The organism is Acinetobacter larvae (assembly GCF_001704115.1).
Taxonomy (GTDB): Bacteria; Pseudomonadota; Gammaproteobacteria; order Pseudomonadales; family Moraxellaceae; genus Acinetobacter; species Acinetobacter larvae.
Genome location: NZ_CP016895.1, coordinates 985,979 through 1,003,457, shown reverse-complemented (window position 1 = coordinate 1,003,457; position 17,479 = coordinate 985,979). Strand labels below are relative to the sequence as shown.

The window sequence follows — 17,479 nt, the reverse complement described above, 5'->3', positions numbered from 1 at the left end:
GGAGAGTTAACAAGAATTATTCTCAATTATAGGGGTGTTTATCAAGCAATACCATTGATATTGTTTATTAATTTTTGAATAAAAGATTTACTTTTTATTTTTAATAACTTAAATGTAGCTTTCTAACTAAGCATGCTCAACAATACAAACTCCCACAGGCACTGAGCAACGTATAGCGCATCTAACAAGTTCCCATAAAAAAACCCAGTCTAAAACTGGGTTTCGATCAAAAATTAAATTTATTTAACTCTGAGTCCCACCATTCCATGCTGCCCATTACGAATTATCGCCACGCGAGCAACGGTATTATTTTTCAACTCAGAAACTGCATTAATGAAGTCATCTAAGGTCGTAATTTTAGTCTCATTAATCTGAGTTACCACATCACCTGGCATCATACGAGACTGTGCAGCCAAGCCATCACGCGTAACATCTTGAATTAACACACCACCTTTTATTCCTAAACGTGATTTCTCTACATCTGACAATTCACGTACTGCAACACCTAAGGTTGGTCCTTTACGAGCCTTAGTCACTTGACCCGCTTCTCCTTTGGCGGGTGTATCATCCAATGCACGTGCCAAGGTGACATTGATCACACGTGATTTATCATTACGCAATACTTCTAATTGGATATTTTGTTGCGGTGTAGTGCGGTTTAAGAAGTTAAGTAAATCCGCAGTACGCGAAATCGGACTACCATTATATTTCATAATGACATCGCCAGCTTCTAATCCTGCTTTGGCAGCCGGTGAGTCAGGATTGACTTGGGTAATCAATGATCCTTCGGGTTTAGCGAGCTTATAAGCCTCTGCAAGATTGCGATCGATATCTTGGAATGACGCGCCCAAATATGCACGGGTTACTTTACCATTTTTCTTTAATTGATCGGCAATATCCATTGCAACATCAATGGGAATAGAAAAAGACAAGCCCATATAACCGCCTGTACCACTAAAAATCCGTGAGTTCACCCCGATCACTTGACCATTTTGGTTAAATAACGGACCACCAGAGTTTCCGGGGTTTAGCGCGACATCGGTTTGGATAAAAGGTACTGACGTTTCTTCCATCATATTCCGTGATTTAGCACTGACAATCCCTGCTGAGGCAGAATAATCAAAACCAAAAGGCGAACCAATCGCGAGTACCGGTTGTCCAACTTTGAGTTGATCTACATTACCAATATTTAAAGATGGATAACCCTGCCCTTCAACTTTTAATAAGGCGACATCCGTGCGTTGATCACTGCCGACAACTTTGGCATCGATCTCACGGCGATCATTGAGAATAATGGTAACTTTCGAAGCATCTTGCACCACATGATGGTTGGTAATCAGATAACCATCTTTACTAATGAAAAAAGCACTGCCATATGAAGTCTTTTCTTGCGGTGCACGCTGTTGTGGGACAATAATTTGATTACCAAAGAATCTTTTTAAAATTTCAGGAACTTGCTGCTGCAATAATTCTTCTTGAGAAAGTTTTTTCACCACATTGACACTGACAACAGCAGGGCTGACCTGTTCAACCAAATTGGAGAAGTCTACAGGTGTAGCGGCTTGAGCAGCTTGAGCAGCAACTGTGAAAACAGCAGCATACATTCCTTTTTGTAGATAACGATTTCTCATGAAAAATGAACCTATAAATAAAGATGTGAATAAAATTGTTGTAACACATTCAATTTTATTGTTAAGTAAAAAAATGTTTCAATATTTTTAAAAAACAACATGTTATTGGCTTTTTGCCAGACTTTTAGCATGCTATAGCTGTTCTAAGATACTCGATAATTTTTATTATAAATTGAAGAAATTGCGAATTTATCGTATGTAATCTGAAATATCGAAAACCTAGAGTAAAACTGGGTCGCAGCATCTAGACACTGTCAATAAAATGCGCCATTTACTCTGATTATTTCCTGCTAAGTTCTTTAAGTTAAATAATTTTTGGATATTAATGTGAACTAGTTCTAATTCAAATACAGTTTACCCTTGTAATTTAAGACAAAAAAGAGTGTGATGATTAGACTTTCCTCAAATTAGCTAATGGACATGTCTAATTTTCACAACACACATCATTTTGATGTGATTATTGTGGGTAGTGGCGGTGCTGGTTTAAGTGTGGCCTTGTCTCTCCCCGAACATTATAAAATTGCTATTCTGGCAAAATCGCATTTAACCGATGCCAGCACCTACTTCGCTCAAGGGGGTGTGGCGGCGGTACTCGATGCACAAGACTCCTTGCAACAACATATAGATGATACCCATATTGCTGGGGTCAATTTATGTGAGCAGCAAGCGGTACAACAAACCGTACAAGGCGGGCAAACTGCTGTCGATTTTCTGCTGCAACAAGGCGTGCAATTTACCCTAGACCAAGACCAACAGCTTCACCTCACACGTGAGGGTGGGCATTCTCAGCGCCGTATTATTCATGCAGCGGATGCGACCGGTAAAGCCATCTCCACGACGCTGGTACAACGTGCACGGGAAAAATCAAATATTCAGATTTTTGAAAACTATATTGCCATCGACTTGATCGATGCAGCAAAGTTTTCCGATCAAAGCACAGCACACCGCATCGTTGGGCTTTATGCTTTAGATGAAAAGAGCGACCAAGTGCATACCTTCTTGGCTCCCTTTACCACCTTAGCCTGTGGTGGTGCAATGAAAGCTTATCTGTATACTTCCAATCCAGATATTGCGACAGGCGATGGTATTGCCATGGCTTATCGTGCGGGTTGCCGCGTCGCCAATATGGAGTTTAATCAGTTTCATCCGACCTGCCTATATCATCCACAAGCACGTGCATTCTTAATCACCGAAGCCATGCGCGGTGAAGGTGCTTATTTAAGACTGCCAGATGGCGAACGTTTTATGTTGCGCTTCGATGAACGCGCAGAGTTGGCACCACGCGACGTCGTTGCCAGAGCAATTGACTATGAAATCAAACGCTTAGGAATACGTCATGTATGGTTAGATATTCGCCACAAACCAGCAGACTTTATCCGCTCACATTTCCCAACGCTATATGCTCGTTTACTTGAACTGGGTATTGATATTACCCAAGAGATGATTCCTGTGGTACCAGCAGCACACTATACCTGTGGCGGTGTGGTGGTTGATGAAAACAGTCAGACCGATCTTGCTGGTTTATATGCCGTGGGGGAAACCTCATATACGGGTTTACATGGTGCCAACCGCATGGCCAGCAATTCACTCTTGGAGTGTTTTGTCTATGGCATCCGTGCTGCAGAGCATATTCAACAGCATTTTGATCAACGCTTTGATTATCCTCAGCCCCCAGCTTGGGACAATTCTCAAGTCTGTGATGCCGATGAAGAAGTGGTCATTCTACAAAACTGGGATGAGTTACGTGCCACCATGTGGAACTATGTGGGTATTGTACGTAGCACCAAGCGTTTACAACGCGCATTGCATCGTATAGAAATGCTCAAAACCGAAATTACCGAATACTATCAAGACTATCATGTCAGTAAAAATCTGATAGAACTGCGTAATCTGGTCTTGGTCGCCGAAATGATTGTCCGCTGCGCTCTATCGCGTAAAGAATCTCGTGGTCTGCATTATACTTTGGATTATCCAGAACTTGCGACAGAACGTTATAAAACTGTTTTAAGCCCGCAGAACACATCTGTGCAATTAATTGCCGTGGATCTCAGTGCCTAACGCACCAAGCAAAGCCCCAGTACACTGTATTGGACTGGGGCTTTTTATTTAACCAGAGGTTTTTTATTTCAGGACTAGACAGTCATTTAAAACTAAAGCTTTATCGCAAAGACCGACTCAAGACGCTACAGCGAGCTGAGGTGTAGCACTTTGCTTTAAATACTTTTTCGGTGAAACCTGCATAACTTTCTTAAAGCTCACAATAAAAGAAGCATCGCTATCATAGCCTAGACGATAAGCAATTTGCTGTACGGTATCCCCTTCCATTAACCATTGTAGTGCCAATATCGAATGTAGTTTGATGCGCCACTGGTTAATACTCAATCCTGTTGCTGCCAAAAAAGCCCGCGTCATACTGCGCTCACTCATACAACAAACTTCAGCCCATTGCTTTAAAGTGTAATGGTCCGCAGGATGTTGCAGTAAATGTTGGGTAATCTTTTTTAGACGTGATGCTTCAGGCATTCTCAAACAAAATGATTGCGGTACAGCAACGGCTATTTCATCCAGCAAACACTGCATTAAACATTGGTCTGAGGCTTGATGATAGTGATATTCAACCGACTCAATACGTTGTAATAACGCTTTTAAAAAGCTGCTGCAGTGGTACATCTGTATATGTTCTTGTGTGGCAAAAGCCTCAATATGTTCAACAAAAAGTACATATCCAGATGAATAACCATAGCTTTTAACTTGATGTTGCGTATTTGCAGCAATCCAGATTGCGCTATTGGGAGGAACAACCCAAATCCCGCGTGCAGTTTCAATGGTCACTAAACCACGTGTCGTGACCACAAATTGGTTCTTTTGATGCTGATGCATGGCAAGCTCCCAGTCAGGCACCTGCTCTTCCATTTTGACCATCACCACAGGGCGATCAATCAAATCAGCAAAAAAAGGTTGTATCTCTGCTGACATAGATACTCCTAATACATAGCACCTGCTAACAGTGAATCAATCATTTTCTGTGCTTGGACATGATCCGCCACAATAAACATTGGATAACCAGAAAATTTAACGTAATTATTTGCCATTTTCTGTGAAGCTAAACGAACTTGCTCATCCGCTTCGATATGGATATGCGCTTTGATATATTCACTTAGCAGTTCACGTTTTTGTTTGACCCACGCAGCAATCTGCTTACGTTCTTCATGACTTTGTTGTTGTTCAGGAAATGGGCCTTCACTCAACAAGACGAAGGGACTTTGACGGGCTAATAATGCTTCAAAATACGCAATATTCTCGTCAAAAGGTAGCACATCTTGTTCTTGAAAACCCACTTTCACAATTGGAAAATTTTGTGTTTCGCTAATATACATGGCATAGCCCTCAGATAAGAATTATTCTTATCTTAACCAACAATGCACTTTACTTAACTATCTATATCAGCCAAACAATTTTGAAATCCAGCCAAAATGATTGGGCTGGATTTTTGCTCAAAATGTTGCGATTAAAAACCATCAAACTGTTGAATATGTTGTAAAGCTTCCGCATAGACTTGTTCGGCAGATTGGGTGGCATCAATCCGTTTAATGCGGCTAGGCTCTTGTTGTTGTAACTGTTGATAGCCGTGACGGACTTGACTAAAAAAGCTCAGTTTCTCTTGTTCAAAACGGTCTAAAGCCCCACGTTGTGTCGCGCGTTGCATGCCCAAATCAACCGGCGCGTCTAACCAAAAAGTAAGATCTGGCAAACGCGCTACAAAATGCTGATTTAAAAGCTGTAACTTCTCAGCACTTAGACCACGACCAGCACATTGATACGCATAGCTGGCATCACAAAAGCGATCACATAATACGATCTTTCCTGCCTGCAATGCAGGTAAAATCACTTGCGCCAAATGTTGTGCGCGTGCAGCATACATCAATAATAGCTCGGTATCGTAGTGAATATCTTCTTGCTGTTCAGTGCTTAATAATAAACTACGAATACGCTCAGCCAGCGGTGTTCCACCCGGCTCACGGGTTAAGACCACCTCTCGCTGCTGCGCCTGTAAAAAAGCATGTAGTTTGACAATCAAGGTACTTTTGCCCACACCTTCAGTGCCTTCAAAACTAATAAACATGGTTACTCCTGCTTTTTGGCGCGCATCACTTGAATATAAGTTTGTACAGCACGGTTGTGATCATCTAAGTTGCGACTAAAGGTATGTCCGCCATTGCCCGTTGCAACAAAATAAAGATTTTGTGATTGATCTGGATGCATGGCAGCTTCAATGGCTTTTTTACCCGCCAAAGCGATTGGGCTTGGCGGTAGACCATGGATAGTATAGGTATTATAAGGTGTTGCGGTACGTAAATCTTGGCGGGTGATTTTACCCTGATAGCGTTCTCCCATGCCATAAATCACGGTTGGATCTGTTTGTAAACGCATATTCAGTTTTAAACGGCGGACAAAAACCCCTGAAACTTTGTTTAATTCACGATCTAGGCTGGTTTCTTTTTCAATAATAGACGCCATAATTAAGGCTTCGTATTTATTTTTATAAGGCAAGTCTGCTGCACGTTTTTGCCATGCCTCATCCAAAATTTTCATTTGGCGCTGATATAAATCTTTTAAGATTTCAAGATCGCTGCTGCCCTTGTCATAAAAATACGTATTGGGTGCAAATATCCCCTCAAGATGGGAATAAGGTACACCCAACGCCTTGATGATACTGGCATGATTTTTATAATCTAAGGTTTTGACGATATTGGGATCTTTTTGCAGGCTTTGTAGTAGCTGCTTCGTTGTGGTCCCCTCAATAATCAAAAGACGTGTCATATAGGCATTTTCAGCATTCGATAATAATTCAAGCAGTTGTTGTATGGTCATGCCCTTAGGCACTTCATATACACCAGCTTTCATACTCTCATGAATAAATAACTTACGATACAACTTTAAAATCATTGGGAATTTAACTTTGTTTTCAGCAGCAAGTCGATCAATAAACGCGCTGTAATTATCTCCCGAACGGATGACCAAACTCTCTTTCGTCCCATGTACAGGGTAAACTTGGAATAAACTCAGACGCAATACCACGATGACCAGTAATACGACAAGCACAATAAAGACCGCACTTCTGGTGATCCATGCTTTGGATTTCACTTGATTCGGTTGTTTCTTCAATTTGGATTGAGCCATAAAATTTAATAAAGGTTTAAAGTTGATCGAGTTTTAAGTCTTGAAACAGTTGCAGACAAGCGGCTGTTTCTAAAGTTTGTTGCTGAAAATGCGTAACGATTTTCATAGCAGATAATGCATTACAGAAAAATAAGCTTTGCAGCTGCTGCAGATCTTCGATCTTTACATACTCACGCCGACACGCGATCTGCTGTTGCTGCATTCTTGCCAAAATTTCATCTTGCATAACACCTTGCACGCCATTATAACGAAGTTCTGGTGCAATCCATTGATTATTGATGCGTAAAAAACAATTACTACTCACACCTTCCACAATATAGCCATGCAGATCGCCCACCAAAGCCTCAGACCATTGCCGGTGATCTGCCTCATGCCGCAGCAACACCTGTTCAAGCCGATTCAACGTTTTTAACCCTCGTAATTGTGGCATACATAGCCCCAAACGCTGTTCGAGTAAACCACTTTGTATAAACTGCACGGTAGGAGTGTGCTGAACATCTGTTTGTTGGAAGGCAACTTGTGGATAAAAAAGCACATAAACATCTGCCAAGCTTGCCCGATCAAATGCATAGCCACGTTGTCCCTCAGCACGACTAATCACAATTTTTAAAGTACCGTTCAATATACCGAGCTGCTGTTTTAATTTTAAAATTGCTTGATCTATATATTGAAGATCTACCTCCATAAATAAACGCTGCGCTGCATGCTGTAGACGCTGTAGATGACGTACTTGTAATTGCCAATGGTTGTTACACAGACGCGCCGTGGTAAAAAAACCATCGCCATAATGAAAGCCGCGTGCGGCGATAGACAACTCTTGTACCGGCTCAGCATTTTTAAAAGCATAGACCATATAAAAAATTCCAGTAAATTCAAATAAATCACTTTCCCAACCGCCCTATCACAAATCTTTTTTTGTGATATAAAATTCGTTTTTTATTATTTTTTACGCAATAAGAGTCGCGTTATTCTGCATCCATCCTAGCTCGCTTAACAATAATAGGCACGGTATTATGCACATTTCTAAAATAAAACTCGCACTTGTTAGCGCATTACTTGCGGCGTCTTCCTATACTTTTGCAGCCAAAGATTTCCTCAATGTTTCATACGATCCTACACGTGAACTCTATGATGATGTCAATAAGCAATTTTCTCAATACTGGCAGAGCCGTACGGGGCAGCAAATCAACTTCAAACAATCACATGGTGGTTCAGGTAAACAAGCACGAGGCGTGATTGATGGACTTTCTGCCGATGTCGTAACATTAGCACTAGCAGCAGATATTGATGCCATTGCCGACAAAACCGATTTATTACCCAAAGATTGGCAAAAGAAATTTCCAAACAACTCAACACCATATACTTCAACGATTGTGTTCTTGGTGCGTAAAGGCAATCCCAAACAACTCAAAGACTGGAATGACTTGGTCAAACCAGGGGTAGAAATCATTACTCCCAACCCAAAAACCTCGGGTGGTGCACGTTGGAACTATCTAGCCGCATGGGCTTGGGCTAAACATCAATATGGTAGTGATGCCAAAGCACAGCAGTTTGTAACGCAAATTTATAAACAAACCAAAGTCCTAGACTCTGGTGCTCGTGGTGCAACCACCACCTTTACTGAGCGTGGGATTGGTGATGTGTTATTGGCTTGGGAAAATGAAGCCTATTTGGCAGTCCGTGAGCAACCGAATAAATTTGAAATCATCACACCATCTTTGTCAATTTTGGCCGAACCACCAGTTGCCATTGTTGAAAAAAATGCACAAAAGCATGGCAATCAAAACTTAGCACGGGGTTATCTCAATTTCTTGTATTCACCACGTGGTCAGGATATTGCGGCACGGCATTATTATCGACCACGCAATGAAAATATTCTTAAACAATATCAACATGTTTTTAAACCATTAAAACTGGTAACAATTGATCAAGAATTTGGTGGCTGGGTAAAAGTGCAAAAACAACACTTCGATAATAACGGTATTTTTGATCAAATCATTAAAACCAATAATCAGAAATAGTCAGCTGCATCGGGGGATGCGATCAGGAGTAACGATATGATTCACAGCATTATTGTTCCAGGCGTGGGTGGCAGTGAAAGCAATCACTGGCAAACATGGTTACAACAGCAACTGATGTTTAGCTCACGCGTAGAGCAGAAAGATTGGCAGGCGCCAGTATTATCTACTTGGGTTGAACATTGGGTGAATACCGTCAAAAATGCACCTGATAGCTTACAAATTATTGCCCATAGCTTTGGCTGTTTGACCAGTGTTGCAGCCTTAGCACAACATCCTGAACTGGCTTATAAAGTTAAAAAAATGGTCTTGGTTGCACCCGCCAATCCCAGCCGTTTTTCTGCACAAGGTTTTGCACAAGCAGGGCAACTGAATTTTGCAGATTACTTTCGAGACATTCAGCTCACGGTGGCAACTGATCTGATCATGAGTGAAAATGATCCTTGGTTTGCTGAGCAAGATGTCAGAGCCTTAGCACAGCATTGGCAATTGCAACCGCGTAATCTAGGTCAGGTTGGGCACATCAATGTTGCTGCTGGTTTTGGTCCATTTCCTGAGATTTTTGAACACCTGCTCAATGAACAACCGCGTAGATCTGTTTATCGTACGGTTGAAGAACAGGATGTCTATCTCAGATATGCCATCTAAGCACTTACAACCTGTTGGGTCAGCATCTACACTGCCCCACACATGGGCTAAACACAACGATATATCTTTATATGCTTATTGATTTCAATAAGCTTTTCTCATTTTGAGGAGTCAACATGGCGCAGCAATCCAGAGTGCTGCCGGGGTTTGGTCTTTCCTTAGGCTTCACCTTAGCATATTTATCTTTGATCGTACTGATTCCCCTATCTGCGGTCTTTATCAAATCATTGGGAATTGGTTGGGACGGCTTTCTCGACATCATCAGTTCACAACGTATTATAAAAGCCTTACAGCTCAGTTTTAGCACTGCGCTATTAGCGGCTTTTATTAATGTAATTTTTGGGCTGTTGTTGGCATGGTGTTTGGTGCGCTATCGCTTTCCGGGTAAACGTTTGATTGATGCCTTGGTCGATTTACCCTTTGCCCTACCGACAGCCGTTGCCGGGATTGCCTTGACTTCACTCTATGCCCCTACTGGTTGGATTGGGCAATATTTGGAAAGTTTTTTTAACTTGCAAATTGCCTATACTCCAATCGGGATTACCTTAGCGTTGATTTTTATTGGTATTCCTTTCGTAGTCCGAACCGTGCAGCCGGTACTGGCCGACATCGAGACTGAACTGGAAGAAGCAGCATCAGCATTAGGTGCCAATCGTTTGCAAATCGTCTGCAAAGTGATTTTACCGATTTTATTTCCAGCATTGCTCACCGGCTTTGCCTTAGCTTTTGCCCGCGGTGTCGGTGAATATGGTTCTGTTATTTTTATTGCAGGGAATCAGCCCTTTAAAACCGAAATTGCACCGTTATTGATTATTTCTCGTTTAGAAGAATATGACTATGCTGGTGCAACCACCATTGCTGTGGTGATGTTACTGATTTCCTTCGCCATTTTATTGCTCATTAATGTGGTACAAGCTTGGGCAAGTCGACGTACTGGGAGGTCTGCACGATGAGTATCAATAGCCATCACGATATTGCTGAACGTTTACAGTCTAGAGATGCCACCCGTGAACCTATCGCGGTACGGATTGTGCTGATCACGATTGCATTAATCTTCTTCGCTGCCTGCCTATTGCTGCCACTGATTTTAGTATTCGTAGAAGCATTTAAACAAGGTCTAGAAGTTTACTTTAGTGCATTGGTCAGCCCAGATACACTCTCTGCTGTTAAGCTGACATTACTCACTGCTGCCATTGCCGTTCCGCTCAATATGGTGTTTGGGGTCGCTGCAGCTTGGTGTGTTGCCAAATATCAATTCCGTGGTAAAGCCATACTCACCACGATCATTGATATGCCCTTTTCGGTTTCACCCGTCATTGCAGGCTTAATGCTGGTCTTGATCTTTGGTAGCCAAGGTTGGCTTGGTGGCTGGTTAATGGATCACGATATCAAAATCCTTTATGCCACCCCAGCCATTGTATTGGCAACTGTCTTTATTACCGTGCCTTTTGTGGCCCGCGAACTGATTCCCTTGATGGAAGCACAAGGCAGTGAAGAAGAAGAAGCGGCGATCGTGCTGGGCGCATCAGGTTGGCAAACCTTTTGGAAAGTTACCTTACCCAATATCAAATGGGGGCTGATTTACGGTGTCATTCTGTGTAATGCCCGTGCCATGGGTGAATTTGGTGCTGTCTCTGTGGTATCTGGACATATCCGTGGGGAGACCAATACCTTGCCATTACATGTTGAAATTTTATATAACGAATACACCTTTAGTGCAGCCTTTGCGGTGTCTTCATTGCTGGCTTTATTGGCAATCGTCACCTTAGTGCTCAAAACTTGGGTTGAATTCCGCCAAGAAAAACAAAATAACGATGCAGATCAATCGATCTCGTAGTACAGGATGGTCATCATGAGTATACAAGTTAAAAACATACGTAAAGACTTTGGCGCATTCCACGCGTTAAATAATATCTCTTTAGACTTTCCTGAAGGTCAATTGGTCGCATTATTGGGGCCATCTGGCTGCGGTAAAACCACCTTATTGCGTATTATCGCAGGGCTCGAAACAGCCGATAGCGGTCAAGTGATTTTAGAGGGCAATGACGCAACAGATGTGCATGTACGGGAACGTCAAGTGGGCTTTGTCTTTCAACATTATGCTTTATTTAGACATATGACGGTCTTTGACAACGTTGCTTTTGGTTTAAGAGTACGCCCGCGTTCAACGCGTCCTTCAGAAGCAGAAATCAAAAAACGGGTTACCAAATTACTTGACTTGGTGCAATTAGGCTTTTTAGCAGATCGTTATCCAGCACAACTTTCAGGTGGTCAACGTCAACGTATTGCGTTGGCCCGTGCCTTGGCGGTAGAACCACGTGTGCTACTACTTGATGAACCTTTTGGTGCCTTAGATGCCAAAGTACGTAAAGAATTACGCCGTTGGTTACGGAGTCTGCATGACGAGCTACATATCACCTCGATTTTTGTTACCCATGACCAAGAAGAAGCGCTTGAAGTCGCCGATCAAATCGTGGTGATGAACAAAGGTAATATCGAACAAATAGGCTCACCGCGCCAAGTGTTTGAACAGCCAAGCACCCCTTTTGTCTTTGATTTCTTAGGGCAAACCAATCGCTTTGAAGCCGAAAACCATCAGGGCGTGGTGACTATAGGTGAAGACCGTATTCAACTGCCACATTTACACGCTGCACCACAAGGTAAAGTCTTAGCCTTTGCTCGCCCAGATGAACTACAGATTCATACCGTCGCAACACCGAATGCGATTCAAGCAACCTTCTTAAGAGAAGTTTGGATTGCAGGCAAAGTCATCGCTGAATTACAAGATTATTCTGGACAAATTCTAGAAATAAATCTAACGATTGATCAAGCCAAGCAGCATCAATTACGTGCCAATCAAACTGTTTGGTTAAGCGCAACCACTTTACATTTATTTGAACATCAGGTCGCTTAGCGCGATGTTCAACTCTATTTACAGTTCTATCTAGGTACTCAATGTCATGAATTTTCAACAACTTAGAATCATTCGAGAAACTGTACGACAAAACTTTAACTTAACCGAAGCGTCTGCAGCACTTTATACCTCTCAATCAGGCGTCAGTAAGCACATCAAAGACTTAGAAGATGAGCTTGGAGTACAGTTATTTGTTCGTAAAGGTAAACGTCTCTTAGGCTTAACTGAGCCTGGTCAAGCCTTGTTGAGTATTGTCGAAAGAATGCTGATTGATGCAGATAATATCAAACGTCTAGCTGATGACTTTAATAAAGTCGATGAAGGCACTTTAACCATTGCCACCACCCATACCCAAGCGCGTTATGTGTTACCTCCGATTGTCAATGCCTTTAAAAAGCACTTCCCCAAAGTCCATTTGATTTTGCAACAAGCCAGCCCAGTGGAAATTGCTGAGTTGTTATCGATGGGTTTGGCCGATATCGGTATTGCAACGGAGTCATTAACCACCGAAGAAAACTTAGCCAGCGTACCTTTTTATACGTGGAAACACAGTATTATTACGCCTTCACAACATCCTTTAAGTAATATCCCCGTTGCAGACATTACATTAGAGACACTGGCACAATATCCAATCATTACCTATCATGGCGGTTTTACTGGACGCTCTAAAATAGATCAAGCTTTTGAAAAAGCAGGTTTACATGCCGATATCGTCATGTCTGCTCTCGATGCCGATGTCATAAAAACCTATGTCGAGTTAGGTATGGGCATTGGGATTGTCAATGACGTAGCATATGATCCTGAACGTGATCATCGCTTAAAACAAGTCAATACCGATCTCTTTGGCTTAAATACAACCTGGATCGCGGTACGTAAAGGACATCTATTACGGGGCTATGGTTATGAGTTTATTTCGTTATGCTCACCAGAAGCAGATATCAAAGCGCTAAAACGCGTTGCTTATCCGGATGATTGACCATATCTAGACTAAGTCAAGATTTTAACTTAGACAATTAGCCAACATATTGATTTAATGCAAAAAAACGAGCCGTAGCTCGTTTTTTTTTTGCAGCATATCTAAACTATGCTTGCGCAATCTTACCAGTTAAAGCTAACACCGACTTTACCAACAGGCATCCATTCATATCTGCTCTTGGTCGAAATTTTATTTGCTTCATTACGAATTTCATTTTCGAGTAAAGCGGTATCTGTAGCAGTATTGGCACCACCAGATTCAAGATTCAAAGCAACCTGTGGGTTACCTGTATAGTAGGCACCAATTTCACCAAATACACCCCAGTTCTTATTAAACTTCGGTGCAATCCCTAAACCGATATAAGGTGAAATATCATTTTTATATTTCATCTTACCGTTGATGTGTGCACCATTGGCACCCGCTTTAAAATCAGTATTGTTGACTGTAAAGTTGCGGTTTGCATCTACACGACGGTCTAAGTCATAGTCATTGTCGGTATAACCCACACCTGTCGCAACATATAAGCTTTTGGCAAAGGTATTGCTACTTGCACCCCAAGGACGAACTTCAACATTTAAATAAACATTATTATTGTCCATATCGATGTCATATTTTGAGCCATTGACTTTTACGTCATCAGACCAAGAAATATCACCACCATTATAGCCAAGCGCTAAGCCTACATATGGGTTCACATCCCATAATAGTGCACCACCATAACCTGTTGTTCCCACCTCAGCACGCACACCAGATGGAATAAGCTGCTTACCATCAAAAACAGAGTTACCTTGGACTACTGCTGAATCTGCCATAGCTAAACCAGAGCAAGTCAACGCTGTTGTCACAATTGCGAGCTTTAAAGATTTCATGTGTATCTCCTAGATAGAAAAACCATCTCATTCAAATTATTTATAGTCGCTGTGTTGCATAACCTTAAACGAGTTTTGTTAAATTTTTAACCATTCAAATTTAACTTTTTGTAGCTTTTTGATACAATTTTATGTAAGGCACTGTATTTTATAAACACTTAGGGCTTGACAAATTACAATAAATTTTCCATTAAATAAAAATATATTTTTTACCATTTTGAGTTCGTAGTAAAATTTTGTCCAATTTGTAAACCAAAATCATTATTTTAGCCATTTTAATGACCACTCAATTTCCATCAGCACGTGATAAAAACTATTTTAAAATGACTGTAAATGAAATTTATACTTGCACCAAGCAAATGCTTTTTTCAATCTGGATCAGGATTACATAGTAATCAGGATGAATACAGGTTAATCTTAGCGATTTGGTGTAAAATCTTTTAAATTTTTTGGGAAGGAAGATTATGTCTCAGCTTTCTACGATGATAGAGCAAGCATTTGAAAATCGTGCGCAGCTCTCTGCAGCGGATTGTCCTGCAGAAATTCGTCAAGCGGTTGAACAAGTGATTGCTCGCTTAGATGATGGTAGCTTACGTGTTGCAGAAAAATTTGATGGGCAATGGATTGTTCATCAATGGGTAAAGAAAGCTGTACTTCTTTCTTTCAAACTCAATGACAACCATCCGATCGATGCTGGCGATTTACGTTTCTACGATAAAGTTGAAACTAAATTTTCTGGTTGGAGTGATGCACAATTCCAAGCTGCTGGTGTACGTGTAGTCCCACCGGCTGTTGCACGTAAAGGTAGCTTCCAAGCTAAAAATGTTGTTTTGATGCCCTCTTATGTCAATATCGGCGCTTATGTTGATGAAGGCACCATGGTCGATACGTGGGCAACTGTAGGTTCATGTGCACAAATCGGTAAAAACGTGCATCTTTCTGGTGGTGTAGGCATTGGCGGTGTATTAGAACCTCTCCAAGCAAATCCAACCATCATTGAAGACAACTGCTTTATCGGCGCACGCTCAGAAATCGTTGAAGGCGTGATTGTTGAAGAAGGCTCTGTCATTTCAATGGGTGTTTTCATTGGTCAATCAACACGAATTTATGACCGTGAAACAGGTGAAATTCACTATGGTCGTGTACCTGCGGGTTCAGTTGTTGTACCTGGCAGCCTACCATCTAAAGATGGACGCTATAGCCTATATGCAGCAATCATTGTGAAAAAAGTTGATGCACAAACACGCGCTAAAACAAGCTTAAATGACTTGTTACGCGAAGACTAATTTTCCATATAATTTAAGTCTCTACGGTCAGTCATGGGCGTAGAGACTTTTTGTTTTTTCATGTGGTCTAGATAAATATATGCACGCACGTCGTTCTACTGCGATACCTGTCTCCGATCCTGCGGCAGGTCTTCGTATAACTGAGATTTTTTATTCACTACAAGGTGAAGCCAATAGCGCAGGTTTGGCAACGGTATTCATTCGTCTTACAGGCTGTCCATTACGTTGCCACTATTGTGATACCACCTATTCTTTTGAAGGTGGTGAACGTTTAAGTTTGGCACATATTATTGACGTCGCACGCGCCTATCAAACACCACATATTTGTATTACCGGTGGTGAACCTTTAGCGCAGCCCAATTGTATTCCACTCATGACACAATTAGCCGATTTAGGATGTCAAGTTTCTTTAGAAACCAGTGGAGCATTAGATGTTTCTAAGGTTGATCCTCGCGTCTCTAAAGTCATGGACTTAAAAACGCCAAGTTCGGGCGAGGAACGCAAAAACTTACTCAGTAATCTCGATCACCTGACAGCACATGATCAAATTAAATTTGTCATTTGTAATCGTGAAGACTATATCTGGGCTAAAAATCAAGTTGAACGCTATCGTTTAGAACAACGTGTTGGTAGCGTTTGGTTTTCCCCTGCCTTTGCCATTGAAAAAGGTGCGGTTGCACTCCCAGCTTTAGCCAGAGATTTAGCGCAATGGATTTTAGATGATCGTCTTCAAGTTCGTTTTCAATTACAATTGCATAAATTACTTTGGAATGATGAGACGGGTCGCTAGATCACGCTCATCTACATTCTGACCACATCGATTATTTTTATTCAGCAACTTTGCTATGGAGAAACATTATGCGCGCGCGTGCCATTGTGCTGCTATCAGGCGGCTTAGATTCCACAACTTGTTTGGCTTGGGCACAAGCACGCTATGAATGTATTGCGCTCAGCTTCCTATACGGGCAACGTTCTACCACCGAACTAGATGCCGCCAAAGCCATGTGCCAAGATTTAGGTGTTGAACATCGCACCATTCAAATTGACCTCGGTCAATTGGGCGGCTCAGCATTGACCGACCATAGCATTGATGTTCCAGAACAAGAACAAAGTGGCATTCCGATTACCTATGTTCCAGCACGAAATACCATCTTTTTATCTTATGCACTGGCTGCGGCTGAAGTCTATGCCGCACAAGCCATTGTGATTGGCATTAATGCTGTCGATTATTCTGGTTATCCCGATTGCCGACCAGAGTTTATTGCTGCCTTTGAACAACTGGCACAACTGGCAACCAAAGTCGGTGTAGAAGGTAATGCTTTAAAAATCGAAACGCCTCTGTTACATTTATCTAAAGCGAACATTATACGCTTAGGCTTGGAACATGGAGTAGACTACAGCAAGACAGTCTCTTGTTACCAAGCAGATAATCAAGGACGTGCTTGTGGTAAATGCGATAGTTGCAGACTGCGCAAGCAAGGTTTTACCGATGCAGGCATCGCCGATCCAACACGCTACATCCCGAACAAATAGAGAATAGTTTATGAATATCTTAAAATCAGTTTTATGTACGTCTTCAGTATTGGGCGCTGCGATGCTCGCAAATACCAGCTTCGCCGCTGACAATGCAGCTCTACAACAAGCTTATAGCAGCTCCAATGTAAAAAATGCACTGATCCAAGTTTGTAAAACTGAAACTGCTAAAGGTGGTAAATTAACAGCCGCTGAAGTGAGTAAATATTGCACATGTGCCATTGAGTCTGATGGTAAATTGACCAACAACCAAAAATGGGAAATTCAAAGCACAATTAACCAAAAGAAAAACCCATCAACCCTTGCTTTTGTGCAAAAACAAAATCAAGAATTGTTGGCATGTTTTGGACCACAACTTTCAGCAAAGCTCAAAACCTTGACTGAAGAAGCAATGAAATCTGCTCAAGCAAAATAAGCCCCGAA

Annotated in this window: 18 protein-coding genes; 11 read left to right on the top strand and 7 right to left on the bottom strand. The window is 41.7% G+C overall.

Annotated elements, in window-relative coordinates:
• Window positions 1-239: 239 nt before the first annotated feature.
• Window positions 240-1,631, bottom strand: coding sequence for a Do family serine endopeptidase (locus tag BFG52_RS04510; RefSeq protein ID WP_067553103.1), 1,392 nt, complete (start codon window positions 1,629-1,631; stop codon window positions 240-242).
• A gap of 414 nt (window positions 1,632-2,045) precedes the next feature.
• Between BFG52_RS04510 and nadB the strand changes: the two genes are divergently transcribed.
• A complete protein-coding gene (gene nadB / locus BFG52_RS04505) occupies window positions 2,046-3,689 on the top strand; it encodes an L-aspartate oxidase (RefSeq protein ID WP_067553101.1) in 1,644 nt (547 codons plus the stop codon).
• A gap of 117 nt (window positions 3,690-3,806) precedes the next feature.
• Here the strand turns inward: nadB and BFG52_RS04500 are convergent, their stop codons facing one another.
• The 5 genes from BFG52_RS04500 to pabC all read right to left on the bottom strand — a co-directional run bounded on the left by BFG52_RS04500 (window position 3,807) and on the right by pabC (window position 7,665).
• Complete coding sequence (locus tag BFG52_RS04500) at window positions 3,807-4,607, bottom strand: helix-turn-helix domain-containing protein (RefSeq protein ID WP_067553099.1); 801 nt, start codon at window positions 4,605-4,607, stop codon at window positions 3,807-3,809.
• Window positions 4,608-4,615: 8 nt separating this feature from the next.
• Window positions 4,616-5,008, bottom strand: coding sequence for a hypothetical protein (locus BFG52_RS04495; RefSeq protein WP_067553096.1), 393 nt, complete (start codon window positions 5,006-5,008; stop codon window positions 4,616-4,618).
• Window positions 5,009-5,139: 131 nt separating this feature from the next.
• On the bottom strand, window positions 5,140-5,754 hold the full coding sequence (tmk, locus tag BFG52_RS04490) for a dTMP kinase (RefSeq protein ID WP_067553094.1): 615 nt from the start codon (window positions 5,752-5,754) through the stop codon (window positions 5,140-5,142).
• Between the two features lie 2 nt (window positions 5,755-5,756).
• A complete protein-coding gene (gene mltG / locus BFG52_RS04485; RefSeq protein WP_067553092.1) occupies window positions 5,757-6,812 on the bottom strand; it encodes an endolytic transglycosylase MltG in 1,056 nt (351 codons plus the stop codon).
• 16 nt (window positions 6,813-6,828) lie between these two features.
• Window positions 6,829-7,665, bottom strand: a complete 837-nt coding sequence (gene pabC / locus BFG52_RS04480) for an aminodeoxychorismate lyase (protein ID WP_067553090.1) — start codon at window positions 7,663-7,665, stop codon at window positions 6,829-6,831.
• A gap of 160 nt (window positions 7,666-7,825) precedes the next feature.
• Here pabC and BFG52_RS04475 point away from each other — a divergent pair, with 160 nt between their 5' ends.
• The 6 genes from BFG52_RS04475 (at window position 7,826) to BFG52_RS04450 (ending at window position 13,368) form a co-directional block, all read left to right on the top strand.
• Window positions 7,826-8,833: a sulfate ABC transporter substrate-binding protein gene (locus tag BFG52_RS04475; protein WP_067553088.1), complete on the top strand. Its 1,008-nt coding sequence runs from the start codon at window positions 7,826-7,828 to the stop codon at window positions 8,831-8,833.
• A gap of 36 nt (window positions 8,834-8,869) precedes the next feature.
• A complete protein-coding gene (locus BFG52_RS04470) occupies window positions 8,870-9,478 on the top strand; it encodes an RBBP9/YdeN family alpha/beta hydrolase (protein WP_067553086.1) in 609 nt (202 codons plus the stop codon).
• Between the two features lie 116 nt (window positions 9,479-9,594).
• On the top strand, window positions 9,595-10,431 hold the full coding sequence (gene cysT / locus BFG52_RS04465) for a sulfate ABC transporter permease subunit CysT (RefSeq protein ID WP_067553084.1): 837 nt from the start codon (window positions 9,595-9,597) through the stop codon (window positions 10,429-10,431).
• Complete coding sequence (cysW, locus tag BFG52_RS04460) at window positions 10,428-11,315, top strand: sulfate ABC transporter permease subunit CysW (protein ID WP_067553082.1); 888 nt, start codon at window positions 10,428-10,430, stop codon at window positions 11,313-11,315. The genes cysT and cysW overlap by 4 nt, the downstream gene beginning before the upstream one ends.
• Before the next feature lie 15 nt (window positions 11,316-11,330).
• Window positions 11,331-12,392: a sulfate/molybdate ABC transporter ATP-binding protein gene (locus BFG52_RS04455; RefSeq protein WP_067553079.1), complete on the top strand. Its 1,062-nt coding sequence runs from the start codon at window positions 11,331-11,333 to the stop codon at window positions 12,390-12,392.
• A gap of 46 nt (window positions 12,393-12,438) precedes the next feature.
• On the top strand, window positions 12,439-13,368 hold the full coding sequence (locus tag BFG52_RS04450; protein ID WP_067553078.1) for a CysB family HTH-type transcriptional regulator: 930 nt from the start codon (window positions 12,439-12,441) through the stop codon (window positions 13,366-13,368).
• A 122-nt stretch (window positions 13,369-13,490) separates the two neighbouring features.
• Here BFG52_RS04450 and carO read toward each other — a convergent pair whose 3' ends face one another.
• Window positions 13,491-14,237: an ornithine uptake porin CarO gene (gene carO / locus BFG52_RS04445; RefSeq protein WP_067553076.1), complete on the bottom strand. Its 747-nt coding sequence runs from the start codon at window positions 14,235-14,237 to the stop codon at window positions 13,491-13,493.
• Between the two features lie 464 nt (window positions 14,238-14,701).
• On the opposite strand from carO, the gene dapD reads away from it, so the two are divergent.
• From dapD to BFG52_RS04425, 4 genes are all read left to right on the top strand, one after another.
• Entirely contained in the window at window positions 14,702-15,523 is an 822-nt protein-coding gene (gene dapD, locus BFG52_RS04440) for a 2,3,4,5-tetrahydropyridine-2,6-dicarboxylate N-succinyltransferase (RefSeq protein WP_067553074.1), read from the top strand.
• A 79-nt stretch (window positions 15,524-15,602) separates the two neighbouring features.
• Entirely contained in the window at window positions 15,603-16,313 is a 711-nt protein-coding gene (queE, locus tag BFG52_RS04435) for a 7-carboxy-7-deazaguanine synthase QueE (RefSeq protein ID WP_067553072.1), read from the top strand.
• Between the two features lie 68 nt (window positions 16,314-16,381).
• Complete coding sequence (queC, locus tag BFG52_RS04430) at window positions 16,382-17,056, top strand: 7-cyano-7-deazaguanine synthase QueC (protein ID WP_067553070.1); 675 nt, start codon at window positions 16,382-16,384, stop codon at window positions 17,054-17,056.
• A 10-nt stretch (window positions 17,057-17,066) separates the two neighbouring features.
• Window positions 17,067-17,471 (top strand): hypothetical protein, encoded by a 405-nt coding sequence (locus BFG52_RS04425; protein ID WP_067553068.1) that lies wholly within the window; start codon window positions 17,067-17,069, stop codon window positions 17,469-17,471.
• The last annotated feature ends 8 nt before the right edge of the window (window positions 17,472-17,479 follow it).